At 70.6% G+C, this 24,676-nt stretch carries 17 protein-coding genes and 1 pseudogene; 13 read left to right on the forward strand and 5 right to left on the reverse strand.

Going from position 1 to position 24,676, the window contains the following annotated elements:
- The coding region (locus tag ACGFY9_RS20655) for an amino acid adenylation domain-containing protein (protein ID WP_393755986.1) at window positions 1-3,266 on the forward strand (3,266 nt) is incomplete at its 5' end.
- A gap of 173 nt (window positions 3,267-3,439) precedes the next feature.
- On the opposite strand, the gene ACGFY9_RS20660 is transcribed toward ACGFY9_RS20655, so the two are convergent.
- Together ACGFY9_RS20660 and ACGFY9_RS20665 are read right to left on the reverse strand one after the other, a co-directional pair.
- Window positions 3,440-5,866 (reverse strand): ABC transporter permease, encoded by a 2,427-nt coding sequence (locus ACGFY9_RS20660; RefSeq protein WP_393755988.1) that lies wholly within the window; start codon window positions 5,864-5,866, stop codon window positions 3,440-3,442.
- A complete protein-coding gene (locus ACGFY9_RS20665) occupies window positions 5,863-6,555 on the reverse strand; it encodes an ABC transporter ATP-binding protein (RefSeq protein ID WP_393755990.1) in 693 nt (230 codons plus the stop codon). The genes ACGFY9_RS20660 and ACGFY9_RS20665 overlap by 4 nt, the downstream gene beginning before the upstream one ends.
- Before the next feature lie 221 nt (window positions 6,556-6,776).
- On the opposite strand from ACGFY9_RS20665, the gene ACGFY9_RS20670 reads away from it, so the two are divergent.
- Both ACGFY9_RS20670 and ACGFY9_RS20675 read left to right on the forward strand, forming a co-directional pair.
- Window positions 6,777-8,072 carry a sensor histidine kinase gene (locus ACGFY9_RS20670; protein ID WP_393755992.1) on the forward strand — a complete coding sequence of 432 codons (1,296 nt, stop codon included), beginning with the start codon at window positions 6,777-6,779 and terminating at the stop codon, window positions 8,070-8,072.
- On the forward strand, window positions 8,069-8,773 hold the full coding sequence (locus tag ACGFY9_RS20675; RefSeq protein ID WP_393755995.1) for a response regulator: 705 nt from the start codon (window positions 8,069-8,071) through the stop codon (window positions 8,771-8,773). The genes ACGFY9_RS20670 and ACGFY9_RS20675 overlap by 4 nt, the downstream gene beginning before the upstream one ends.
- A 38-nt stretch (window positions 8,774-8,811) precedes the next feature.
- Here the strand turns inward: ACGFY9_RS20675 and ACGFY9_RS20680 are convergent.
- Window positions 8,812-9,886: pseudogene (locus ACGFY9_RS20680) on the reverse strand (ISAzo13 family transposase); the annotation flags it as partial.
- Window positions 9,887-10,522: 636 nt separating this feature from the next.
- Here ACGFY9_RS20680 and ACGFY9_RS20685 point away from each other — a divergent pair.
- The 5 genes from ACGFY9_RS20685 to ACGFY9_RS20705 all read left to right on the forward strand — a co-directional run bounded on the left by ACGFY9_RS20685 (window position 10,523) and on the right by ACGFY9_RS20705 (window position 14,311).
- Entirely contained in the window at window positions 10,523-11,422 is a 900-nt protein-coding gene (locus tag ACGFY9_RS20685) for a transcriptional regulator (protein WP_393755997.1), read from the forward strand.
- Window positions 11,423-11,724: 302 nt separating this feature from the next.
- Complete coding sequence (panD, locus tag ACGFY9_RS20690) at window positions 11,725-12,144, forward strand: aspartate 1-decarboxylase (RefSeq protein ID WP_393755999.1); 420 nt, start codon at window positions 11,725-11,727, stop codon at window positions 12,142-12,144.
- Between the two features lie 22 nt (window positions 12,145-12,166).
- A complete protein-coding gene (locus ACGFY9_RS20695) occupies window positions 12,167-12,511 on the forward strand; it encodes a GNAT family N-acetyltransferase (RefSeq protein WP_393756001.1) in 345 nt (114 codons plus the stop codon).
- 47 nt (window positions 12,512-12,558) lie between these two features.
- A complete protein-coding gene (locus ACGFY9_RS20700) occupies window positions 12,559-13,206 on the forward strand; it encodes an aspartate/glutamate racemase family protein (protein WP_393756003.1) in 648 nt (215 codons plus the stop codon).
- 751 nt (window positions 13,207-13,957) lie between these two features.
- The gene (locus tag ACGFY9_RS20705) at window positions 13,958-14,311 is read left to right on the forward strand and encodes a VOC family protein (RefSeq protein ID WP_393756005.1); all 354 of its coding nucleotides are present in this window, start codon (window positions 13,958-13,960) and stop codon (window positions 14,309-14,311) included.
- A 24-nt stretch (window positions 14,312-14,335) separates the two neighbouring features.
- Here the strand turns inward: ACGFY9_RS20705 and gndA are convergent, their stop codons facing one another.
- Window positions 14,336-15,775: an NADP-dependent phosphogluconate dehydrogenase gene (gene gndA / locus ACGFY9_RS20710; RefSeq protein WP_393756009.1), complete on the reverse strand. Its 1,440-nt coding sequence runs from the start codon at window positions 15,773-15,775 to the stop codon at window positions 14,336-14,338.
- A gap of 318 nt (window positions 15,776-16,093) precedes the next feature.
- Between gndA and ACGFY9_RS20715 the strand changes: the two genes are divergently transcribed.
- Window positions 16,094-17,314 carry a transglycosylase family protein gene (locus ACGFY9_RS20715; protein ID WP_393756011.1) on the forward strand — a complete coding sequence of 407 codons (1,221 nt, stop codon included), beginning with the start codon at window positions 16,094-16,096 and terminating at the stop codon, window positions 17,312-17,314.
- On the opposite strand, the gene ACGFY9_RS20720 is transcribed toward ACGFY9_RS20715, so the two are convergent.
- Window positions 17,304-18,443, reverse strand: coding sequence for a DMT family transporter (locus tag ACGFY9_RS20720; RefSeq protein WP_393756013.1), 1,140 nt, complete (start codon window positions 18,441-18,443; stop codon window positions 17,304-17,306). The genes ACGFY9_RS20715 and ACGFY9_RS20720 overlap by 11 nt on opposite strands.
- Before the next feature lie 209 nt (window positions 18,444-18,652).
- On the opposite strand from ACGFY9_RS20720, the gene ACGFY9_RS20725 reads away from it, so the two are divergent.
- The 4 genes from ACGFY9_RS20725 to ACGFY9_RS20740 all read left to right on the forward strand — a co-directional run bounded on the left by ACGFY9_RS20725 (window position 18,653) and on the right by ACGFY9_RS20740 (window position 24,667).
- The gene (locus tag ACGFY9_RS20725; RefSeq protein ID WP_393756015.1) at window positions 18,653-19,402 is read left to right on the forward strand and encodes a (2Fe-2S)-binding protein; all 750 of its coding nucleotides are present in this window, start codon (window positions 18,653-18,655) and stop codon (window positions 19,400-19,402) included.
- 39 nt (window positions 19,403-19,441) lie between these two features.
- Window positions 19,442-20,593, forward strand: coding sequence for a glycogen synthase (gene glgA / locus ACGFY9_RS20730; protein ID WP_393756017.1), 1,152 nt, complete (start codon window positions 19,442-19,444; stop codon window positions 20,591-20,593).
- Window positions 20,594-20,644: 51 nt separating this feature from the next.
- Entirely contained in the window at window positions 20,645-21,865 is a 1,221-nt protein-coding gene (gene glgC, locus ACGFY9_RS20735) for a glucose-1-phosphate adenylyltransferase (RefSeq protein WP_393756019.1), read from the forward strand.
- A 186-nt stretch (window positions 21,866-22,051) separates the two neighbouring features.
- Window positions 22,052-24,667 carry a PA14 domain-containing protein gene (locus ACGFY9_RS20740; protein ID WP_393756021.1) on the forward strand — a complete coding sequence of 872 codons (2,616 nt, stop codon included), beginning with the start codon at window positions 22,052-22,054 and terminating at the stop codon, window positions 24,665-24,667.
- Window positions 24,668-24,676: the final 9 nt, after the last annotated feature.

Consider the following 24,676-nt stretch of genomic DNA (forward strand, 5'->3'; position numbering starts at 1 on the left):
TCACCCCGGACATGCTCCCGCTCGTCGAGCTGAGCGAGGCCGAGCTGGCGCACATCGTCGCGCGGATCCCGGGCGGCGCGGCCAACATCGCCGACATCTACCCGCTCGCCCCGCTCCAGGAGGGCATCCTATTCCACCACCTGGTCGCTGATCAGGAGGGCGGCGATGTCTATGTGCTGCCGATCGTGCTCGAGTTGGAGTCGCGGGAGCGGCTGGACGCGTTCCTCGGGGCGTTGCAGCGGGTGGTGGACCGGCACGACATCTACCGGACCGCGATTCTGTGGCGGGAACTGCGCGAGCCTGTCCAGGTGGTGCTGCGCGAAGTGGAGCTGCCCGTCGAGGAGTTCGTGGCCGACCCCGAAGGCGGCGACACGGTAAGGCAGTTGCTGGCGCACGCCGGGGGCCGGATGGACCTGAGCAGCGCTCCGCTTATCCGTGCGCACATCGCCGCCCGGCCGGGCGTTGACCGATGGGTGTGCCTCATCCGGATCCACCAGACCGTCCGGGACCACACGAGTCAGGAAGCCCTGCTGAGAGAGTTGGGCGCCTTCTTGTCGGGCCGGGGCGACACGCTTCCCGAGGCGCTTCCGTTCCGGGACTTCGTGGCGCAGGCCCGGCTGGGCGTGACGAGGGAGGAACACGAGCGGTACTTCAGGGATCTGCTCGGGGACGTCGAGGAGACTACGGCCCCGTACGGGCTGCTGGACGTCCACGGTGACGGCACTGACGCGGACCGCGCACGGTGGTCCGTCGACGACGGACTGGCAGGTCGGGTGCGCGAGGTGGCGAGGTCGCTCGGTGTCAGCCCGGCCACGGTGTTCCACCTGGCGTGGGCCCGTGTCCTCGCGACGGTCAGCGGCCGGGAGGACGTGGTGTTCGGCACCGTGCTCTTCGGCCGGATGAACGCCGGGGCCGGAGCCGACCGCGTCCAGGGGCCCTTCATCAACACCCTGCCCGTGCGGGTACGCGTGGGATCGTCGAAGGTGAGCGACGTACTGCTCGGACTGCGGGACCAGCTGGCCGAGTTGCTGGTGCACGAGCACGCCCCGCTGGCGCTGGCGCAACGGGCCGGCGGCGTCCCGGGCGGCAGCCCGCTGTTCACCTCGATCTTCAACTACCGGCACCATCAGGCCGCAGCCCGCACAGCGGAGCGGGGCAGCGGCACCATGCCGGACGGCGTGAGCCTGCTGCTCACCCGGGAACGCACCAACTATCCGGTCGCCGTGGCGGTGGACGACCTCGGTTCGGGGTTCGCCCTCACCGTCGACGCGGTGGCTTCCGTGGACGCCGACGCCCTGTGCTCCATGCTGCACACCACCGTCGGCAACCTGGTGACCGCGCTGGAAGAAGCACCCGACACACGGTTCGTGGCCGTCGAGGCGGTGCCCGCGCACGAACTGCGGCGGGTGCTGACGGAGTGGAACGACACCGGCGGGCCGGCCGTCGCGGTGACGGCGCCGGAGCTGTTCGAGGCGCAGGCGGCCAGGACTCCCGACGCGGTCGCGGTCGTGGCCGGTGCGACCGAGGTGTCGTACGCGGAACTCGACACGCGGGCCAGCCGCCTGGCACATCTCCTGAGGGACCACGGGGTGGGGCCGGAGTCCGTGGTGGGCCTGTGCCTGCCGCGGGGCGTGGAGGCGGTGGCCGCGATCCTCGGCGTGTGGAAGGCAGGGGCGGCGTATCTTCCCCTGGATCCGGAGTACCCGGGGGAGCGGCTGGCGTTCATGCTCTCGGACAGCGGGGCCGACGTCGTCGTCGGCCGGAGCGACCTGACGCGGCGCTTCTCCGCTCCGGGGCCTCTGGTGCTGAACCTGGACGATCCCGGGGTGGAGACCGCCCTGGAGACCGCCCTGGAGACGGCTCCGGTGACCGCTCCCCGAGTGGCCGGAACACCCGACCGGATGGCCTACGTGATCTATACGTCCGGTTCGACGGGTCGCCCCAAGGGCGTGGCCGTGTCGCACGCTGGGCTGGCGAACCTGGCGGCCGCGCAGACGGACCGGTTCGCCGTGGACGGATCGAGCCGTCTGCTGCAGTTCGCGTCGATGAGCTTCGACGCGGCGGTGTCGGACGTGGTCGTGGCACTGTCCTGCGGTGCCCGCCTCGTCATGGCCGGGGCCGACGAGCTTCTGCCCGGGCCCGGGCTGGCGCGGGTGCTGTCCCGGCACGCGGTGACGCACGTGACCCTGCCGCCGGCGGTCCTGGCCGAGATGACGCCCGAGGACCTGGCACCGGTGACGACCCTGGTCTCGGCCGGTGAAGCGCTGGGCAGGGAGCTGGTGGCGCGCTGGGCGCCGGGGCGGCGGCTCGTCAACGCCTACGGGCCGACGGAGACAACGGTGTGCGCGACGATGTCCCGGCCGCTGTCAGTGGGCGACGACCCGGACATCGGCGGTCCGATCAGCGGTGTGCGGGCGTTCGTCCTCGACGACCGGCTCGCCCCCGTCCCGGTCGGGGTGGCGGGCGAACTGTACGTCGCGGGCTCCAACCTGGCCCGCGGGTACGTGGGGCGGCCCGACCTGACGGCCGAGCGGTTCGTGGCGTCCCCGTACACCGGGCCCGGCGAGCGGATGTACCGGACGGGTGACCGGGTGCGGTGGACGGCCGACGGCCGGCTGATGTTCGCCGGGCGGGACGACGCGCAGATGAAGATCCGTGGCTTCCGGGTGGAGCCGGAGGAGATCGCGTCCGTACTGACCGGACACCCCGCGCTGGCGCGGGCCGCGGTGACCGTACGCGCGGATGCCTCGGGCGAGCGGCGTCTGGTGGCCTACGTCGTGCCCGCGGGCGACCGCTCGGACGCCGACGACGGCGCGCTCGGCCGGACGGTGCGCGACCACGTCGCGCGGGCTCTGCCGCAGTACATGGTGCCGTCGGCGGTCGTGGTCCTCGACGCGCTTCCGCTGACGGTCAACGGCAAACTGGACCGCGCGGCGCTGCCGGAGCCGGATGTCGCCGCGTCGGCGGGGGCCGGCCGGGAACCGGCCACGGAACAGGAGCGGATCCTCTGTCAGGCGTTCGCACGGGTGCTGGGCCTGCCGACGGTCGGTGCGGACGACGACTTCTTCGCCCTCGGCGGTCATTCGCTGCTGGCCACACGCCTGGTCAGCCGAGTGCGTACGGTGCTGGGCGAGGAGCTGCCGATCCGTACCGTCTTCACCTCGCCCACGCCGGCCGCACTCGCGGGCTGGCTCGCCGACCAGGGTGACCGGCGGCCGAAGGCCAGGCCCGCGCTGCGGCGCATGCGCAGGCCCGACGGCGTATGAGCCGTCCCACGGCCGCCAGGTGACGGCCGGGCCCCCGCTGATGAGCGGAGGCCCGGCCCGCCCGGCGGCACATCCGGGCAACCCTGCGCACGGCTCGGAGTGGTACGCATGAGGACAGCCCGGCCCTTCCCGGGCCGGGCTGTCCTTTCACGCTGTCCGTGTCGTGTCCGGCTTCACTCGGTGCGCAGGGCCGTGGCCGTACGGGCTCTGGCCGCCCACCCGGCCGGGATCATCGCGCCCAGCATGGCCAGCACGACGCCACCCAGCCCCAGCAGGAGCAGCTCGACCGGCCCGTACACGTCCAGGACCGGCGACGGCATTCCGGTGCCCACGGCGTGCCCCATCACCGGCAGGACGACGCCGTGCAGCAGGTACCCCGCCGGCACGCCCAGCAGCCCGCCGACCACACCGATCGCGGCTACCGAGGCGAGCACGAGGCTCACCGTCTGCCGCGGCGACATGCCGATCGCCTTGCAGACGCCCAGGTCGTGGACGCGTTCGCGGGTGTCCAGGACGACGGAGTTGAGCACGCCGAGACCGGCCACGGTGATCAGCATGATGGTGAGCAGCACCGCCATGGCGTCCATGATGAGGATGACGCCGCTCTGATCCGGCTCCACGGCGGTCGTGGCGTCGCCGCCCATCGGCTGCACCACCGCCGCGAGCTTCCGGGCGAACTCGTCGGCCGAGACACCGGACTTCACGTCGACGAGGAACGTCTCGGGCTGGGCCGACGGGAAGTTGGCCATGTCCGCGTGGACCTCCAGCTCATTGCCGGAGGTGTCGAAGGACTCACCCACGATCCGCAGATCGGCGCTCTCTTTCTCGAAGGTCATCCGCACCGTGTCGCCGACCTTGGTGCTGGTCCGCTCCAGGAAGCGCGTGGGCACGACGACCTGGCCCTTCCCGGTGATCCAGTGCCCCGAGAGCATCTCGTAGCTGCCGGAGCGCGAGTCGCCCTCGTAGAGGCTGGCCTGCACCGCGCCGGAGATCCCGGCCACGGCGACCTCCGTCTGGAGCTTGCCGTAGTACGACTTCAGCCCTGCCTCGGACTTGACGGCGGCCCGCACCTTCGCCGGGTCGGCCACCTTGGCCTTGGACGAGCCGGCCGCCGGGCTGGGGGTCACCGGAGACGGGCTCGCCGCAGCCGCACCCCCCGCGGGAGGCGGTGGCGGCGGGGGAGCGATGTTGTTCATCTTGACCGTTGTGACCGTGACCGCGGCACGGCTCTCGGGATCCTGCGACTTGCCGACCTCGTTGAGGGACGAGGTCAGTCCCACCGCGAAGGTCGCCGCGATCGTGCCGAACGCCACCGCGAGCAGCATCGCGAGGGCACGCACCGGATGCGTGAAGGGAGTGGCGAGCCCGTACGTCACCGGCCGGGGCAGCGGCAGCCGTCCCAAGGTCCGGTGCGCCCACTGCCCGCGGCCCGGGCGCGGCGCCCGGCCGACCGCGATGGCCTCGACCGTGTTCAGCCGTCCGGCGCGCCGTGCCGGGATCAGCGCCGCGAGGCCGACCACGAGCAGCGCGGCGGCGGGCACCGCGACGTCCACCCACCAGGCCACCGACAGGGAGATGTTGCCGTACACCGACTCGGTGTCCGCCAGCAGCGGCACCGCGAGCAGGTTGCCCAGTACGACACCCAGGGTGATGCCGACCGTGGCCGGGATCAGTGCCTGCGCCACATACGCGCGGACGACCTCGCGAGGCGTGAAACCGATGGCCTTGAGGATGCCGATCCTGCGCAGACTCGTGCCGACCGCACCGCTGATCACACTGCTGATGATGATCACCGACATGACGATGCCGAGCACACCGAAGGCCATCACGAACGGGACGGTCGCCGCCGCGCCCTGATCCGCGGCCCGCTTGGTGTCCAGCCAGGACTGCGTGCCCAGCAGGGCCCCGGCGTTCACGGAGGAGCCGAGCTTCGCCCGGTCGGCGAGGATCTGCTGGTTCGTGCTCGCGGAGTCGAAGCGGTAGAGCATCTGGGTCGTGAGGGGGTTGCCCAGCGCCGCCAGCGCTTCGACCTGCTCCGAGGTCGCCCACGCGTCGGCGGACTTGCCGACCGACACGGCGAACCCGACGACCGACAGGGTCTGGGCGTTCGTGGTGTCCGACGTCTTGAGGGCGGAGCCGATGTCGACGGAGGGGCCTTGGAAGGACGCGTCGACCACGATCTCGCCGGGCTTCTGCGCCCACCGACCGGACTTCAGCTCCACGCGGTCGACGGCGGCGTCCGCGCCGGACCGCCCGACCACGGTCAGCGTCGGCATCCGGAAGCCCGACCTGTCCACCGGGCGGAACGCGGTGGACGCGTAAGGCCCGGCGCTCGCCGTGACGCCGGCCAGCTTCTTGGTGCGCTCCAGCTGCGCCGCACTCGCCTTGGCCGGATCGAACTGCGCGATGATGTGCGGGCCCTGCTGCTTCTTGAAGGCGTCGTCGAAGGGAGCGGCCGCGGCGACCATCAGGGCCCCGGCCACCACGGCCGAGGCCACGGCCATCATCGTGGCCACGGCGATCACCAGGGTCTGCACCCGCCGCCGCCCGACCCCGGAGCGCACGACCCGGCCCAGCGCGCCGTTACCGAAGAGGCTCATCGGACGGCCTGCGCATACGTGTCGAGGGCGAGGTGACCGTCCACCAGGTGGATCGTGCGGCTCGCACACGCCTCCGCCAGTGCCAGGTCATGTGTCACCAGCACGATGGTCTGGCCACCGCGATGCAAATCGATCAGCAGCTTGCGGACCTCGGCGCCCGAGGCGGAGTCCAGCGCACCCGTGGGCTCGTCGGCCAGCAGCAGCTCGGGACGGTTGATCAACGCCCGTGCGACACCCACGCGTTGGCGCTCACCTCCGGACAGCCGGCCCGGATAGGCGCGTGCGTGCTTCTGGATGCCCAGCATCTCCATGAGCTCACCCGCGCGGGCCGCGGCCGCGCGCCGGCTCGTCCCGGTCAGCTGGGCCGGAAGCTGGATGTTGTCGGTGACCGTGAGGTCGTCGAGGAGATTGAAGAACTGGAAGGCGATGCCGATGTGCTCGCGACGGAACTTGGCGAGGGCGTGCTCGCTCAACCGGTCGATCCGCAGCCCCGCGACGACCACGGAGCCCTCGGTCGGCTTGTCCAGGCCGGCGATGAGGTTCAGTAGCGTGGACTTGCCGCTGCCGGAAGGGCCCGTCACGGCAAGGGCCTCACCCTTGGCGACGCTGAGCGTGAGCGGTCCGAGCGCCGGCGCACCGGCGGTGTCGTAGCGCTTCGCCACACCTTCCAGCTCGATCACTTGGTTCATGCGGGTTGTCCGTCCTTACGGTCGCGAGAGACACATGCCGTTGCCGACCCTGTGAACCTAGGGGTTGCCGCCCGCGCGGCGCGTCGGCCGCGGAACCAACATCGGCCCCTCCCAGCGGATGATTCGGTCAGGGAGTCCTACCTGAGGAGTAGGCCTCGAAGACAATGCACTGATCAGACAGGTGGACGCGGACCGGGCGACGAGCGCCCCACAATGGACGGATGGAGACGCAAGACCGGCGCCGCCGGCTTCACCAGCTCATCGACGCGCTGCGCCCCGAGGCGAAGTCCGCCCCGCAGTCGAAGCGGGCGGTGCGCGTGGACGTGGTGCTGGCGGTCGTGCTGACCGCCGTCGCTCTGTACGTGGTGATGCGGTACCCCGGTAACGGGCTGGACGATGCGCCCCCTCCAAGAATCGACGTCGGAACCGGTGTGCCGGCGCCGCCCTTGCCCGGCCCCGATCAGGCGCCCGTGGAGGCAGACGTTCCGCCCGTCCCGTGGGCCATGGTCATCCTGTCGACACTGCCGATCGGACTGAGGCGCCTGTACCCGCTGGCCGCTTTCGTGACGGTGCTGGTCGCGGCGCTGGCCATCGGCGGCTCCGCCTCCTGGATCACCATCCTGGTCTGTGTCGTCGGCGCCTACAGCGCCGTCGTGTACAGCCGCTACCGGATACTGGCGATCGTCGTCCTGGTGATGGCCGCCGCGCTCTCCGGTTACGCGTTCCGCAACGCCCATCCCCTGCTCCCGGGCTGGTCCAGCCCGGGATTCGTGTTGCTGGTGGCTGGGATGCTGGCCAGTCTCGTCCGGTTCCTGCAACTGCGGCTGGCGTCCAGCCGGGACCGGGTCACCGAGCTGCAGCAGGCACAGGAGGAGGCCATGCGCCGGGCTGTCGCGGAGGAGCGTGCGCGCATTGCCGCCGAACTGCACGACGTCGTGACCCACAATGTCAGCGTGATGGTGATCCAGGCGGGCGCGGCCCGCAAAGTGATGGACGTGGTGCCCGAGCAGTCCAAGGAGGCGTTGTTGGCCGTCGAGGCGGGCGGCAGGGCCGCCATGGCCGAACTGCGGCACGTGATGGGCCTGTTGGCGGCTCCGGACTACGAGAGGCCCGACGGCCTGGAGCCGCAGCCGGGGCTGGCGCAGCTCGACGCGCTGGTCGCCCGGGTACGGGCCGCCGGAACGCCCGTGAGCGTCGGGGTGTCGCTGCCGTCGGAACCGCTGCCGTCGGGGGTGGACCTCGCGGCGTACCGGGTCGTACAGGAGGCACTGACCAACACGATCAAGCACGCACGCGGCGCGGAGGCGTCCGTCGCCATCGGGTACACCGACCACTGCCTGGAGATCGAGGTCACGGACACAGGAGGCGCGAAGGACGCCTCGCCGGTGGAGAGCAACGGTCGCGGCCACATGGGGCTGCGGGAGCGGCTGGCCGTGTACGAGGGGGAACTGACGGCCGGTCCGACGCCGACCGGCGGCTACCGGGTTACCGCCCGCATCCCGTGGAGCGCGGCATGACAGAGGACCGGCCGCCGCTGCGCGCCGTCATCGCCGACGACCAGGCCCTCGTACGGACCGGTTTCAAGATGATTCTGGCTGCGGACGGCATCGAGGTGGCGGCCGAGGCCGCTGACGGGGCCGAGGCTGTCGCAGCGGTGCGCCGCACGCGGCCCGACGTCGTCCTCATGGACATCCGGATGCCGGTGATGGACGGCATCGAGGCCACCCGGCGCATCCTCGGTGGTGACGGGTCGTCGGAGACCCGGGTCATCATCCTCACCACGTACGACCTCGACCAGTACGTCTATGCCGCGCTCACGGCCGGCGCCAGCGGCTTCCTGCTCAAGGACGTCACCCCCGAACACCTGGTGTCCGCCCTGCGGTTGGTGCAATCCGGCGACGCTCTCCTCGCACCCACGATCACTCGTCGGCTGATCGAGCGCTTCGCCCAGCACGACGAACCGCAGACCGTCACCCCGCACCGCGATCTCTCCGGCCTGACCCCTCGTGAACTTGAGGTGCTCCGCCTGCTCGCCACGGGCCTCAGCAACGCCGAACTCGCCTCGCGGCTGTTCTTGAGCCCGACCACTGTCAAGAGCCACGTCGGCCGCATCCTGTCGAAGCTGGACCTGCGCGACCGCGTCCAGGCCGTCGTCTTCGCCTACGAGACGGGTCTGATCGCCCCGGGCGGAGGCGCCCAAGGGCTTGCAGATCATTGACGCGTCGTCCTGATCTTGTTGTGGGGCTCGCCGGTTTGAAGGGTGCGGTGCATCGCGGTCCGGCTGCTGCCGAACAGTACGGCGAGGGGTTCAGCGGCCAGGGCGACCCGTAGATGGATCACGGTGGCCAGGATCTGTTCGGGGAAGGCGAGCCTGGGGGACGGCCGCGTCGGGCATCGCCGTCGGGGATCAACGTCCTTGTGACGTCGGCCAGTTGCTGCCGGGACATGCCGGTCAGGGCGGGATCGGACAGCAAAGCCTGGTCCCACCGCGGGGTCGGCTCCTGTGGAGCCCGGGCCATCGGAACGGCAGGGTGAGGCTGCGGGTGGAGGGCGTTCCACTCGCCGTGGAATGCGTGCCGGGTCAGCGGCAGTGCGGCCATCTCGGCGTCACCGGTACGGACTCCGGTCGGGTACGTGTTGGTGCCCAGTGCTGCGCCCACGGGCAGTCCGGTGCGGGTGGTGGTCGCCGCGATGGTCTGCAGAACGACTTCGTGGCTGGTCAGCGGGCGGCCCCGCCAGTTCATGGTGATTTGGGGTCGGCGAGTAGTGCACGTTCACCGGCACCGGCTCACCCGTCGGCCGCCACTGGCGACCGTTGTTCTTGAACTCGCCGACGAGTTCTCTCTTCTTGGTGTCCACGCTGACGACCGGCTGGCCGGCGTTGCGCTGCGCGCGGGCCTGCTCGTCGAGATAGCGGAACCGGGCATCTCTGTCCAGGTGCTGGCTGCCCTCGATGGTCTTGGCGTTGGCCTGCAGGCTGAAGCCTTCCTCCCACGGCATGCCGGCGACGGTGTCGGCGCTGACGCGGTGGCCGGCCCGGGTCAGCTCGTGCGCCAGTGTGCGGGTGGGCTTCACCGTCCACCGCAGCGGCGACATCGGGTCACCCCGTACGTCCGGTTCGACCAGCGCCAACAGCGCAGGCCGCAGGCCCGGATTCAGATCCACGACTCGTTTGCGGCCCCCGCCCGGACGACGCACCCGCTCCAACGGCTGCTCACCGGCATCGAGTTCGAACGCGCCTTTGCGGACGGTCGTCTCACTGACCGCAGCGGCCTGTGCCACGGCTCGGACGCCGCCGCCGTGCCCGAGTCCCCGGGCCTTCCGCAGCCATTGACAGGTGTCGCCGGCGCTCGTCCGGATACGGGAGCAACACCGCGAACTTCGACGGGAAGCAACACTTTGATTCTCTGCAAGCCCTTAGCCGGCCGGTCCGGGGCGGAGTCCGGGAGGAAAGTGCCCCCCGTCGAACTGACGAGCCGTCTAACAAAACCACAGCTAATCACTCGTCATGGATGCTTGTAACTGTGCGTTCCTGACATCAAAGGGCTCGACAATGACCAGAGCGACGCGTGAGCATGGGCAGTGAGGCACGGGCAACGCCTCAAGAACGGGGTGAGATGAACGGAATTCTTTATTCCGCCTGTCGGTTGTGCCCGGACTCCGACCGAGACCGCGGCCAGGCGCGGTCCGGCAGTGCGGCCCGGTGGTGCTGAGCCGTCCGGGCGCTACGTGTGTCAGGTTCTGTGAGCTGTCAATCAACGGGGTGGACAGAATGGATCAGGTGCTCGGTGTCTCTCACGAATCCGTGGCTGCGGACTTAACCGGAGTGGCCACTGCCGGAGTCGCCACTCGCGACCCCGGCTCGTGTGCGACATCCGAATCCGCGCAGGCGAAACCATCGGCGGTGGAGGACGTCCCCATATCCTCGATCATGCCCGGCGTCTCTCTGCGGTCACGAGGGCCGGACGTGGAGCACGTGGAACGTCTGGCGGAAATGGAAGGGTCACTTCCGCCAATTCTCGTCGACCGTCGCACCATGCGCGTAATCGACGGAATGCACCGCCTGATGGCCGCCTTCGTCAGGGGCCAGCGGGTCATCGGTGTGGAGTTTTTCGAAGGCAGCACCGAGGACGCGTTTCTGCGTGCCGTACAGGCGAACGTCAGACATGGCCTGCCGCTCTCGCAGGCCGACCGGCGGGCCGCAGCGGCGAAGATCGTGAAGTCGCACCCCCATCTGTCGGACCGGGCGGTCGCGCGCGCCTCCGGTCTCGGAGCCAAGACCGTTGCCGCCATCCGCCGACAGTCCGACGACGTGCTGCAACTGCACGCCAGAGTGGGCAGGGACGGCAAGGTCCGCCCGCTCAGCAGTGATGAGGGGCGCAAGCGGGCGGCGGAGCTGATCGTCGAGCGCCCGGACGCCTCACTCCGTGAGATCGCTCGTCTGGCGGGACTCTCCCCGGCGACCGTGAGCGATGTCAAAAGACGGCTGCAGGCCGGAGAGGCGCCGGTGGTCGGACACGGACAGGCGGCGCACCAGGACAAGGTGGCCCAGCCCGCCGGAGTGGTGCGCTCGTTGCGTACCGGCCGCACGGACGACACGCGCGACAGCGATCCCCACGACCTGCTGGAGAAGCTGTTGCGCGACCCGTCCCTGCGCCACAAGGAGGAGGGACGTAACCTGCTGCGCCTGTTGCACCAGAACGCCGTCGGTATGCAGCAGTGGTTCGAGCTCTCTGCGGCGGTCCCGCCGCACTGCGGTGCCCTGGTGATGAAACTGGCCCGCCAGTACGCGGAGACCTGGCTGCAGTTTGCCCAGAACCTCGATGAACAGATGCAGTTGTCGAGTCGGCGGACCGCGGGCGAGTAAGCGGACCGTGGGCGAGCAAGGGGACTACGAGTAGATCCCCCGGACCCCAGATGTGCGCCGGTAAGGGCGCCTGACCTGCCTCGGCAATGGTCGGGCGCCCTTTCTGTCCATGGGCTCGCGACGTGTGAACGGGAACGCCTCCCGTGCGGCGCAAGGAGTGGGCAGTCGTGCGTCGCCGGAGCACGCCAAGGCCCTTTGAACACCGGGCCGCAGCTGACCGACCACGCGTAAGGATGTAGCCTCCGGAGACCGCCCTTGACCTGCAGAGACAGGCAGGGAGCAGACAAACAGGGAGTTTCTTCGTGTTTCGTACAGTATTCAAATCGAAGATCCACCGTGCCACCGTCACCCAGGCCGACCTGCACTACGTCGGCTCCGTCACCATCGACGCCGACCTGCTGGACGCCGCGGATCTGCTGCCCGGCGAGCTGGTCCACATCGTCGACATCACCAACGGCGCCCGCCTGGAGACGTACGTCATCGAGGGCGAGCGGGGCTCCGGCGTCATCGGGATCAACGGGGCGGCAGCGCACCGCGTGCATCCCGGAGACCTGGTGATCATCATCAGTTACGCTCAGGTGTCCGACGCCGAGGCGCGGGCGCTTCGGCCCCGGGTCGTGCATGTGGACTCCGCCAACCGGATCGTGGGCCTGGGTGCCGATCCGTCCGAGCAGGTGCCGGGTTCGGAGCAGACGCGCAGCCCGCAGGCCGTCACGGCCTGACCAGCCCACCAGGAGGAAGCCGATGAGCGAGATCGAGATCCGCGACGACCGGGCGGCGGGCCGTCTGGAGGCGGTCGGTGGCGGTGAAGTCGTGGGCCACATCGAGTACTTCGTCCTTGAGGCCCCCGCGCGCGCCCTCGTCCCGGTCCACACGATCGTGGAACCGGCCCACGAGGGAAAGGGCATCGCGGGTTCACTGGCCCGCGAGCTGTACGGCATCGCGGCCCGCGAGGGGATCGTCGTCGCCCCGCTGTGCCCGTACGTCGTCAAGTGGGCGGAACGGCATCCCGACGAGGCACCGGCCGCGGACCCGGCGTTGCTGCGGGCGGCGATGGAGTGGCTCAGGGCGCATCCGGGCCGCTTCTAGAACCGACGTCCCGCCCTGTGCGGGCACCGAAGAAAGGCCCCGCCCGCGTGCTCGCCCTCCTGCACACCTCTCCCGCCCACATCCCGGTCTTCGACGCCCTGCGCGACGAGGACCATCAAGGCCTGGAACTACGGCACTTCGTCGACGAGGAGCTGTTGGCACGGGCCCGACGCGAGGGGCCGGAAGCGGTGGCAGGGGCGGTACGGGACGTGCTGGACGCGGCCGTCGCCGAAGGGGCTCGGGCGGTGCTGTGCACGTGCTCGACCATCGGCGGGGTCGCGGAGACGGCCGGCGCGCGGGTCGGCGTACCGGTGCTGCGCGCCGACCGCCCGATGGCAGCCGCCGCCGTGGCCGCCGGTCCCCACGTCGTCGTGGCCGCGACGCTGGAGAGCACGCTGGGTCCGACCGTGGCGCTGGTCGAGGAGGAGGGGAGGCGTTTCGGCCACCCTGCGGGACTTCCCGAAGTCCGCACACTGCTCGTCGAAGGCGCCTGGGCCCGCTTCGAGGCCGGCGACACCGAGGGCTGCGCCCGGCTGGTGGCGGCCGCCGTGGACGCGGTCACCGGCGCCGACGCGATCGTCCTCGCGCAGGGTTCCATGGCACCGGCCCAGCACTTGACGACCACGACGATCCCGGTCCTATCGAGCCCCCGCCCGGGGCTGGCCGCCGGCGCCCAGGCCGCGCGGGTCGGCTGAACCCAGTCGGGGGAGTGGTGGCGCGGGTGACGAGTGGTGCGGGCGGTGCAGGTCCGGTGGCCTCCGTCCGCTCCCGGTGGTGTCGGGCTCTGCCCCGGGCGGCCGCTGGGACAGACGCTGCGCGGGTTGGCTGAGACCGGCCGGGGGAGTGGTGGCGCGCGTGACGAGTGGCGTGGGCGATGCAGGTCCCGTGGCACCCTCCCGCTCCCGGTCCTGTCGAGCACGCGCCCGGGGCTGGCCGCCGGTGCCAGGGCCGCGCGGGTCGGCTGAGACCAGCCGGGTAAGTGGGGGAGCGGGTGACGAGTGGCGCGGGGCGGTGCAGGTCCGGTGGCCTCCGTCCGCCCCCGGTGTTGTCGAGCTCCGTCCCGCTCCGCTGCCGGGGCAGGCGTCGCGTGGGTCCGCTGAGCCCAGCCGGGTGAGTGGCGGCGCGGGTGACGGGTAGGCGGGGGAATAGTCCAGAGCCGACGTAGCCACTGGCTGGAGGACACGATGACCGACCCGTACCCCGACCCCGTACCCCCGGGCCCGACGCCGGGCCCCGTCCCCACCCCGTTCCCGGACCCCGAGCCTCCGACACCGCTCCCCGCACCACCACCGCCGCGGCCCGGGCCCACCCCGGAGCCGTCACCGTCCCCGATTCCACCGGGGCCGGAACCGGTGCCGAGTCCGGAACCGGGGCCGCCGCTCACCTGAAGGCCGGCCTCAACCGGATCACCCGGCACCGGCCCCACCGTCCTGGCACGATGACCCCATGGAACGTGTGCTGGGAATCGGCGGATACTTCCTGCGGGCCACCGACCCGGAGGCTCTGAGCGCGTGGTACCGGGACTGTCTGGGCCTGGACCTCGACGAGCACGGGCTGTGGCGGCAGGAGGCCGGGCCGACGGTGTTCGCGGCGTTCGAGTCCGGGACCGACTACTTCGGGTCCCGGACCCAGCAGACCATGCTCAACTTCCGCGTCCGCGACCTTGACGCGATGCTCGCGCAGCTGCGCGCCAAGGGCGCGGACGTCGCGGAGGAGACACAGGACATGGAGGGCGTCGGCCGCTTCGGCTGGGTCACCGATCCCGAAGGCAACCGCGTCGAACTGTGGCAGCCCGCCTGACCGCGCCCCGGCGGCTGACGCCCCCTAGGCCGTGACCTCCGACCGGTCCCCGCCCCACAGCGTGTGGAACGCCCCGTCCCGGTCCACCCGGCGATACGTGTGCGCCCCGAAGAAGTCCCGCTGTCCCTGGGTGAGCGCCGCGGGCAGCCGCTCGGCGCGCAGCGCGTCGTAGTACGCGAGGGCCGCGGAGAAACCGGGCGTCGGGACGCCCTGCCGGGTGGCCGCGACGACGACCTCGCGCCAGTCGTCCTGCGCCCCCGCGATCTCCTGCGCGAACGTCTCGTCGGACAGCAGGCTCGGCAGGTCCGCGCGGGTGTCGTACGCGGCGCGGATGCGGTCGAGGAAGGCCGCGCGGATGATGCAACCGCCGCGCCAGATCGAGGAGACGGCGCCGAGGTCGACGTTCCAGTCGTACTCCTCGCTGCCCGCCGCGATCTCGTGGAAGCCCTGCGTGTACGACACGATCTTCGACGCGTACAGCGCCTGCTCGACCCGGTCCGCGAAGGCTCCCGCCTCGGACTCGCTCAGGGGTGAGGCAGTGGGCCCGGCGAGACCACGGGATGCCTCGCGCAGCGCCGCGTGGCCGGAGAGGGAGCGGGCGAAGACCGCCTCCGCGATGCCCGAGACCGGGACGCCGAGGTCGAGGGCGATCTGGACCGTCCAGCGGCCCGTGCCCTTCTGCTCCGCCTGATCGACGACCACGTCCACGAACGGCTTGCCGGTGGCCGCGTCCACGTGGGACAGCACCTCGGCGGTGATCTCGATCAGGTAGGAGTCCAGCCGGCCCGTGTTCCAGGTGCGGAAGATGTCCGCGATCTGCGCGGGGGAGTACCCGGCGACATCGCGCAGCAACTGGTACGCCTCGCCGATCAGCTGCATGTCGGCGTACTCGATGCCGTTGTGGACCATCTTCACGAAGTGCCCGGCGCCGTCGGGACCCACATGGGTCACACAGGGCGCCCCGTCCTTCGCCTTCGCGGAGATCTTCTCCAGCATCGGACCGAGCGAGTCGTACGACTCCTTCGGGCCACCCGGCATGATGCTCGGCCCGTGCAGCGCGCCCTCCTCGCCGCCGGAGACGCCCATACCGACGAAGTGGATGCCCTGTTCGCGCAGGTCGCGCTCCCGGCGCCGGGTGTCCGCGAAGTGCGCGTTGCCACCGTCGATGATCATGTCGCCCGGTTCGAGGAGCGGGGCGAACTCCTGGATCACCGCGTCCGTCGGGTCACCGGCCTTCACCATGACGACCAGGCGGCGCGGCCGCTCCAGCGCCGCCACGAAGTCCTTGGCGGTCTCCGCCGCGATGAAGTCGCCCTCGCCGCCGAACTCCGCCACCAGGTCGCGCGTGCGGGACGCGGTCCGGTTGTGCACGGCGACCGTGTAGCCGTTGCGCGCGAAGTTGCGGGCGAGGTTGCGGCCCATGACCGCGAGACCCGTGACGCCGATCTGCGCTGAAGTGCTCATTCGGTTGGCTCCTAAAGATCAGGAAGGTCCTGACATCGGTGGTACCGGTCGTGCTCGCCAGTATTGCCCCACTGACCATCCTGGCCCGCCGGTACCCCGACCGCACGTGCTGGCCGTGCGGAGTTGTCCGCCTTGCGTCGGTGTTCCACCCGGGCTCCTTCCGCGGAAACGCACGCCCAATCACACCAGCCCCACCCGTTTCCAACTGGCGTGGATTACCGGTCACTTGAGTCACAGAGCGGCCGGTTGCCGCCTTGTCATGGCCTGTTCGGGGCGCTTACTTTTGGCCCTCCTGACGCATGTGGAGGGGGATTCCCCATGGCCGTACGCGGCCGGCACCGCCGGTATCAGCCGAGCAGGATCAACCGGGCCTCGCTGCTCACGGTCACGGCGGGCGGCGCGGGCATCGCGATCCCGCTCGCGACCGTCGGCGCGGGTACCGCCCAGGCGGCCGATGTGAGCACCTGGAACAAGGTCGCCGCCTGCGAGTCCAGCGGCGACTGGAGCATCAACACCGGCAACGGGTACTACGGCGGGCTCCAGTTCACCCAGTCCACCTGGGAGGCCTACGGCGGCACGGCGTACGCGCACCGCGCGGACCTGGCCACCCGGGACCAGCAGATCGCCATAGCGGAGAAGGTGCTCAAGGGCCAGGGACCCGGCGCCTGGCCGGTGTGCTCGGTGCGCGCCGGGCTCACCCGGGGCGGCGGCACCCCCGACATCCACGTCGGCGGCACCAAGACCGAGAGCACCACGGCGCACAAGGCCAAGGCCTCCAAGGCGCAGACCGTGGTGAAGCGGTCCGTGAAGGACGTTCAGCCGCAGACCACACCGCAGTCCCGCGCGGGCACCGCCGAGATGTACACGGTCGTGCGCGGCGACACCCTCTCCGGAATCGCCGACACCGAGCGCGTGGACGGCGGCTGGCACGGGCTCTACGCCGCGAACCGCACGACCGTGGGCAGCGACCCCGACCTGATCCTGCCGGGCCAGCGGCTCAGCCTGCACGGCAAGGCGGCCCCTGCGGCCCACACGACGACGAAACCGGCCACCAAGTCGTCGGCCACCAAGTCCCCCAAGAAGAAGGCCCCTTCGGAGACCGCCGAGAAGGTCACCCACAAGAAGACGACGAGTCACTCCCTCGTCGCCCCGGTGAACGCCCCCATCGGCACCGCGTACCACGCGTCGGGCTCCTCCTGGTCGAAGGGCTACCACACCGGCGTCGACTTCCTCGTCCCCACCGGCACGTCGGTGAAGGCCATCGAGAACGGGACGGTCGTCAGCGCGGGGTGGGCGGGGTCCTACGGCTACCAGGTGGTGATCCGGCACGCCGACGGGCGGTACTCGCAGTACGCGCACCTGTCCGCGATCTCCGTGCGGGACGGCCAGTCGGTCGGCGAGGGGCAGCGCATCGGGCGCTCCGGCTCCACCGGAAACACCACGGGCCCGCATCTGCACTTCGAGGTGCGGACGGGGCCCGGCTTCGGTACCGACATCGACCCGCTCGCCTATCTGCGGGCCGGCGGCGTCAGGATTTGACTCGGGTACGGCGCCGGTCGTGGACCGGCATCATCACGTACAGCCCGGCGTGGAACGGACCGAAGTAGCCGACCGGTTCACCGGAGCCGGCCGGCTCCAGGGTCTCGTAACCCTCGCCGGCCGGAATCGCCGCCTGGGCCGGGACGAGGATTCCGCCGCCCGGTGTGCCGGCCGTGATGTCCGCGGCCGGCACGTCGACGTTCGCGCTCACGCCGACGGGCTGTCCAGGGAGGGCGTCCAGCAACTCCTCGACGGGCGAGGGGGCCAGGGGAGCCGCGGTGGTGTCGGCCGGTACGGACTTCTCCAGGCGCTCCGTGGTCAGCAGGATCAGGCCGCCCGCGGCGACCACTCCGGCGGACAGGGCGAGGAGCGTGCCCGTCGTGCCGTAGCGGAAGGTCTCACCGAACATCGTGATGCCGACCGCGGCCGCCACCACCGGGTTCACGACCGTCAGGACCGCCAGCGGAGCCGCCAGGCCCGCGCCCCGGTAGGACGCCTGCGAGAGCATCAGACCGGCCACCGCGAACACCGCGATCACACCGAGGAACGGGATGTCGGTCGCCGAGACCGCGCCGTTGTCCCAGTCGACCGTCACCGCCTTGGTGAAGACCGAGGACATGCCGAACGCTATGCCGGACGCGGTCGCCAGCAGCACGCTGCGCACCGCCGGGTGCCGGTGTGCCGCGCGGCCCGCGATCATCAGGGTCACGACCACCGCACCGGTGAACACGGCCACGGACACCCGCTGGGCGGTGCTCAGCGACTGACCGTCGGACGTACCCACCAGGGACAGCAGACCCGCGAGACCGATCGTCGCCATGATGGCGCCGCGCCAGGCGGTGGAGCCGGCCTTGCGGCCGACGAACAGGGCCGCCATCGGCAGCGCGAACACGATCGTCAGGGCGCCGAGGGGCTGCACCAGGCTCAGCGGGCCGTAGGCCAGCGCCACCACGTGCAGGAGACCGCCCGTGCCGTTCAACGCGACCGCCGCCCACCAGCTCGGTCGGCGCAGCGGCGCGTACTCCTGGTCGGGAGACGACACCGCGACGCGCTCCTGCACGATCGCCCCGCCGGCGTAGGCCACGGCGGAGACGAGCGACAGCACGATGGACAACGCGAGGGCGCTCATCGGCAGCTCCTCTGCGTCAGGCGGGCGCCTCTGGCACCACGCGGCGAACGGTCGGCTTTCATACAGAACACGATGCCGCTTGATGTTCTTCCCGTCGTCGTACCTGAGCACCTATTGGCTAGTACTACCGATGGAGTACGAAAGGACCTCTGTCCTCCCCAAGGTGGGTGACACCGGACGACACCCCCTGGGTGAAACCCCTAAGAGCCTTGGTACTACTGCTCTTCGTGGACCTCGACCCCGAACTCGCCGCGCTCCGCCCCCTCGGCGGCTTCTTCGTACTACGCACGGGCGGAGCCCCGCACGACTCGTCGCCGACACTCGCGCGGACCTACGAAAACCCGGCACCGGATGTTTACGGAAATTCCCTGACTTCTCGTGTTCATGTCGTCGCGGAGCGCCTCCAAGCCCCTGAGCTGCGCGTTGCCGCCTCGATCGCCCAGCAGGCGCTCGCCGCCCGGCTGTGGTCCGTGGCGCTCGGCTGTGCCGCCCTGTACGGCCGGATCCCCGACCTCGACCCCCGGCTGCTGCACTGGGACGCCGACCGCGGCGCACCGGACGACCTGTGGCTCGCGGAGGTGCGCCCACTGCCGGCCGACGCCCTCGCTGAAACCGTGCTCCACGGCCACCTGGAACCGCTGAACGCGGCCCTGGTCGCCCGCCACCGCATGGCCGCCGGCCTCCTGTGGGGCAACGCGGCCTCCGCGCTCGCGGGCGCCGCCCGGGAGCTGGACCGCTGGGCACGCACGCGTGGCCGTACGGACGTGGCCACGCGCGCGCGTGCGCTCACCGCGGAACTCTTCGCCCACCCGCTCCTCGCCGGAACCGGAACGTTCACCGGCATCTCCTTCCGGCGCCGCAGCTGCTGCCTCTACTATCGGATCCCCGGTGGCGGGGTGTGCGGTGACTGCTGCTTCACACAGCCGCCGGGCTCTTCCCCGAACGCGGCTTCTGGGTGACCATGAGTGCAATCAGCCGCCGAGAACAAGGGGTTTCGGGTGCGAGTGGGACTGCTGACCCGGGAGTACCCGCCGGATGTGTACGGCGGCGCGGGCGTCCATGTGGAGTTCCTCGCCCGGGAGTTGAGGCCCCTGGTCGATCTCGACGTGCACTGCTGGGGTGAGGGCCGCACGGAAGGCGTCGTACGCCACCGCTCCTGGCCCACCCTCGACGGCGCCAACGACGCGCTGCGCACCTTCTCGGTTGACCTCTCCATGGCCGCCGCCCTCGAAGGCCGCGAACTCGTCCACTCCCACACCTGGTACGCCAACCTCGCCGGCCACTTCGCCAAGCTCCTGTACGGCATCCCGCACGTGATGACCGCCCACTCCCTGGAGCCGCTGCGCCCCTGGAAGGCCGAGCAGCTCGGCGGCGGCTACGCGCTCTCCAGCTGGGCCGAGCGCACCGCGATCGAGGCCGCGGACGGCGTGATCGCCGTATCGGGAGCCATGCGCGAGGACATCCTCACCTGCTACCCGACGCTGGACCCCGCCAAGGTGCAGGTCGTCCACAACGGCATCGACACCACGCTCTACCAGCCCGACCACGGCACCGACGTCCTCACCCGGCTCGGTATCGACCCCGACCGCCCCTACGTGCTGTTCGTCGGCCGGATCACCCGCCAGAAGGGCGTGCCCCATCTGCTGCGCGCCGTGCGGGACATCGACCCGGCCGCACAGGTCGTGCTGTGCGCGGGCGCACCCGACACCCCCGAGATCGACCGGGAGTTCCGCGATCTCTTCCAGGAGCTGAGCAGTGTCCGCGCGGGCGTCCACTGGATCCCGCAGATGCTGCCGCGCCCGGAAGTGATCCAGCTCCTCACCCACGCCACCGTCTTCGCCTGCCCCTCGGTGTACGAGCCCCTCGGGATCGTGAACCTGGAGGCGATGGCCTGCGGAACGGCCGTGGTCGCCTCCCGCGTCGGGGGCATCCCGGAGGTGGTGGCACATGGGGAGACGGGGCTGCTCGTGTCCGTCGACGACGACTTCGAGGCGAACCTGGCGCGGGCTCTCGACTCCGTGCTCGCCGACCCGGAGACTGCGAAACGGATGGGCGAGGCCGGGCGGGAGCGCGCGGTGGGCGAGTTCGGCTGGGACGCCGTGGCGCTGCGCACCGCGCGGCTCTACGGGGAGATCGCCAAACAGGCTTAGTGTGCGCTGCTCAGGGGCAGGCTGGGGTCAACCAGGGTGAGGGGAGCGGCCATGCGTCGTGGCGGACCTTCGGTGCTCGGGATCGTACTGGCGGGCGGTGAGGGCAAGCGGCTGATGCCCCTGACCGCCGACCGGGCCAAACCCGCGGTCACCTTCGGCGGAACGTACCGCCTCGTGGACTTCGTACTGTCCAATCTCGTCAACGCGGACATCCTCCGCATCTGCGTCCTCACGCAGTACAAATCGCATTCGCTGGACCGCCACATCACCACCACCTGGCGCATGTCCAGCCTGCTCGGCAACTACGTCACCCCCGTCCCGGCCCAGCAGCGCCTCGGCCCGCGCTGGTACCTCGGCAGCGCGGACGCGATCCTGCAGTCGCTGAACCTGATCTACGACGAACGTCCCGAGTACGTGGCGGTGTTCGGCGCCGACCACGTGTACCGCATGGACCCGCGGCAGATGCTCGCCCAGCACATCGAGAGCGGCGCGGGCGTCACGGTGGCCGGTATCCGCGTCCCACGCGCCGAGTCCTCGCAGTTCGGCGTGATCACCCCGGGCTCGGACGGCCAGACGGTGGAGAACTTCCTGGAGAAGCCCGCCGACCCGCCCGGTCTGGTGGACGACCCGGAGTGCGTCTACGCCTCGATGGGCAACTACATCTTCACCACGAAGGCGCTGATAGAGGCCCTCCAGCGCGATGCGGAGGACCTCGGCTCCGTGCACGACATGGGCGGTTCGATCCTCCCCGCGCTCACCGACCGGGGCGAGGCCGCGCTCTACGACTTCACCGCCAACCACGTCCCCGGCGAGACCACCCGCGATCAGGGCTACTGGAGGGATGTCGGCACGCTCGACGCGTACTACGACGCCCACATGGACCTCATCGCAGAGCGCCCCGCCTTCAACCTCTACAACCGCAACTGGCCCATCTACACCCACTCCGGCCAGCTCTCCCCGGCCCGCTTCAACGCCGGCGGCATGGCCAGCGAGTCGATCATCAGCTCCGGGTGCCTGATCCGCGGCCAGGTCACGCGGTCGGTGCTGTCCCCGGGCGTGGTGGTCGACCCCGGAGCCGTCGTCCAGGGCTCGATCCTGCACGACAACGTCCACATCGGCCGGGGCGCGGTGGTCCGGGGCGCCGTCCTGGACAAGAACGTCGAGGTACCCCCGGGCGCGACGATCGGCGTCAACCCGGAACGGGACGCCGACCTGTACACGGTCTCCAAAGGCGGGGTCATCGCACTCGGGAAGGGCCAACTGGTCACGTAGCGCCTCGTCCTGGCGATGCGGAGCCCCGGTGCTTTTCGGCCGCACCGGGGCTGCGCGCTGTCCGGGCGCCAGCCGTGCCACCGTCCCGCCGAGGCCCCGCGCGTGCTTGTCATGTCCCTGGACGGAAGGCGGAATCCGTGTTGTCATGCCAACTGCCGCCTATGACAACGTTGTTATGGAGGTTCCGTGCGCATCAGACGACTCAGAGACCGACTCGCGCTACTTCTCGCCCTGGCCCTCGGCATCGCCGGGCTGGCCGCCGTCCCCACCGCGAGCGCCACCGCCGCGGACGACCCCGTCGAGATCCACGGCCTGAAGGGCGAGTACTACACCCAGTCCGCCCCCGGCGCCTTCGACTTCGCCGACCTCAAGGCCACCGGCGTCGACCCGAACCTCGACTTCGACAACCTCGAACCCCGGCTCGCCTTCACCACCGGTCAGTCGGACGACGTCAGCGTCCGCTGGACCGGCAAGCTCGTCCCGACGAAGACCGGTCCCCACACCTTCTCGATCACCGGCGACAACGGCTTCCGCCTCTGGATCGGCGGACAGCTCGTCATCGACCACTGGGTCGACGACTGGGACACCGAACAGACCTCCGCCCCCGTCGAGTTGACCGCCGGCACGGCCTACGACATCAAGGTCGAGTACTTCGAGCACTACGGCGGCTCCAACCTCCACGTGCGCTGGACCGAGCCCGGCGGCACCAAGGTGGCCATCCCGCAGTCGGCCTTCCGGCTCCCCGACGGCTACGAGTACGACGGCGCCCTCGCCGCCACCGTCACCAGCACCGGCCGCACCCTGAAGCTCGACTTCGCCCAGCCCCTCGCCACATCCCCGGCCGACCTGGCCGACCACCTCGAAGCGGTGATCGGCGGCGCCAAATGGCCCCTGGGGGCTGCCAAGTTGGACCCGGCGGACCCACGGACCCTGCTCATCCCGCTCACGCAGCCCGTCGTGGGCAACAAGACCGGCACCGCATCCGGCACCGCGGACATCCGCTACGACGGCGAAGCCGGCCTCGCCTCGGCCGATGGCAACGTTATCAACGGTTTCTGGAGCACCGGCCCGAACCATTCCACCTACGAACTGCGCACCCAGTGGGCCGACCAGGTGGGCCCGCACAACGCGCTCCCCGAGTACCCGCGCCCCCAGCTCACCCGCACCGACTGGCGCAACCTGAACGGGAGTTGGCAGTTCGCCGCGGCCACGGCGGGCGAGCAGCCGCCCGTCGGCAGGAACCTCGCCGAGCGCATCCTCGTCCCGTACCCCGTCGAGTCCCAGCTCTCGGGCCTGGAACGCCACGAGGACCGCATGTGGTACCGCCGCACCTTTACCGTCCCCGCCGACTGGAGGATCGGCTCGGGCAAGCGGCTGATGCTCAACTTCGGTGCCGTCGACTGGCGGGCCGAGGTCTACGTCAACGGCACGAAGGTCACCGAACACCAGGGCGGCTACGACAAGTTCAGCGCCGACGTGACGGACGCCCTCAAGCCCGGCCGCACCCAGGAGCTGATCGTCGGCGTCTACGACCCCACCGACGCGGCGAACGGCGAGAACCCGCCCATCGGCAAGCAGCGCCTCGACCCGAGCGGCATCTGGTACACCCCGACCTCCGGCATCTGGCAGACGGTCTGGATGGAACCGGTCGCCCCCGACCACGTCGACTCCCTCAAGCTCACCCCCGACGTGAGCAGGAGCCAACTCACCGTCGAGGCACAGGGAGTCCGGGACGGCGTACCGATCACGGCGACGGCGTACGCCGGAAAGCGGCAGGTCGCCACCGTGCACGGCCGCACCGGCAGCCCGCTCACCCTGACCGTCAGGAACCCGCGCCTCTGGTCACCCGACGACCCGTTCCTCTACGACCTGAAGGTCACCGTCGGCAAGGACCGCGTCGGCAGCTACTTCGGGATGCGCTCGATCGCCGTCGAGAAGGTCAACGGTGTCCCGCGCACGGTCCTCAACGGCAAGCCCATTTTCATGATGGCCACGCTCGACCAGGGCTTCTGGCCGGACGGCCTGTACACGGCTCCGACCGATGAGGCGCTCGCCCATGACCTCAGGATTCACAAGGAGTTGGGCTTCAACGCCGTGCGCAAGCACATCAAGGTCGAGCCCGACCGCTGGTTCTACTGGGCCGACAGGCTCGGCCTCATGGTGTGGCAGGACATGCCCGCGATGACCGCCGGGGTGAACCCGTCGGCCGCCGCTCGCGCCGAGTACGAGCGCGAGATGAAGCAGATGATCGACGAGCACATCAGCAGCCCGTCGGTGGTCATGTGGGTGACGTTCAACGAGGGTTGGGGCCAGTACGACGAGGCCCGTATCGCCGACCAGGCGAAGGCTTGGGACCCGACGCGGCTCGTCAACAGCATGTCCGGCATCAACCTCGGTGTCGACGGCGGCACCGGCGACATCATCGACGAACACGGCTATCCCAGTCCCGCCCTGCCACCGCATCCCGATGGTCAACGCGCCCTGGTGAGTGGGGAGTACGGCGGTCTCGGGCTCGCGGTGCCGGGACACGCGTGGTCGGTCCAGCAGTCGTACGTGGACGTCGATCCGGCGGCCTACACCGACGACTACCTCGCCAAGCTCGCCGAGGTGCACGCCCTGACCTGCCAGGGGAGCAACGGCGCGGTCTACACCCAAATATCGGACGTCGAGGGCGAGTTGAACGGGCTCATGACGTACGACCGACGGGTGCTCAAGCCCGACGCGCAGCGGGTGAAGGCCGCTCAGCAGGCCCTGATCCGTGACGCCTCGCAGGCGACGCCCGCGAACTGCCCCACCGCCTGACCCCTTTCG

Source organism: Streptomyces sp. NPDC048504 (genome assembly GCF_043200035.1).
Classification (GTDB): Bacteria; Actinomycetota; Actinomycetes; order Streptomycetales; family Streptomycetaceae; genus Streptomyces.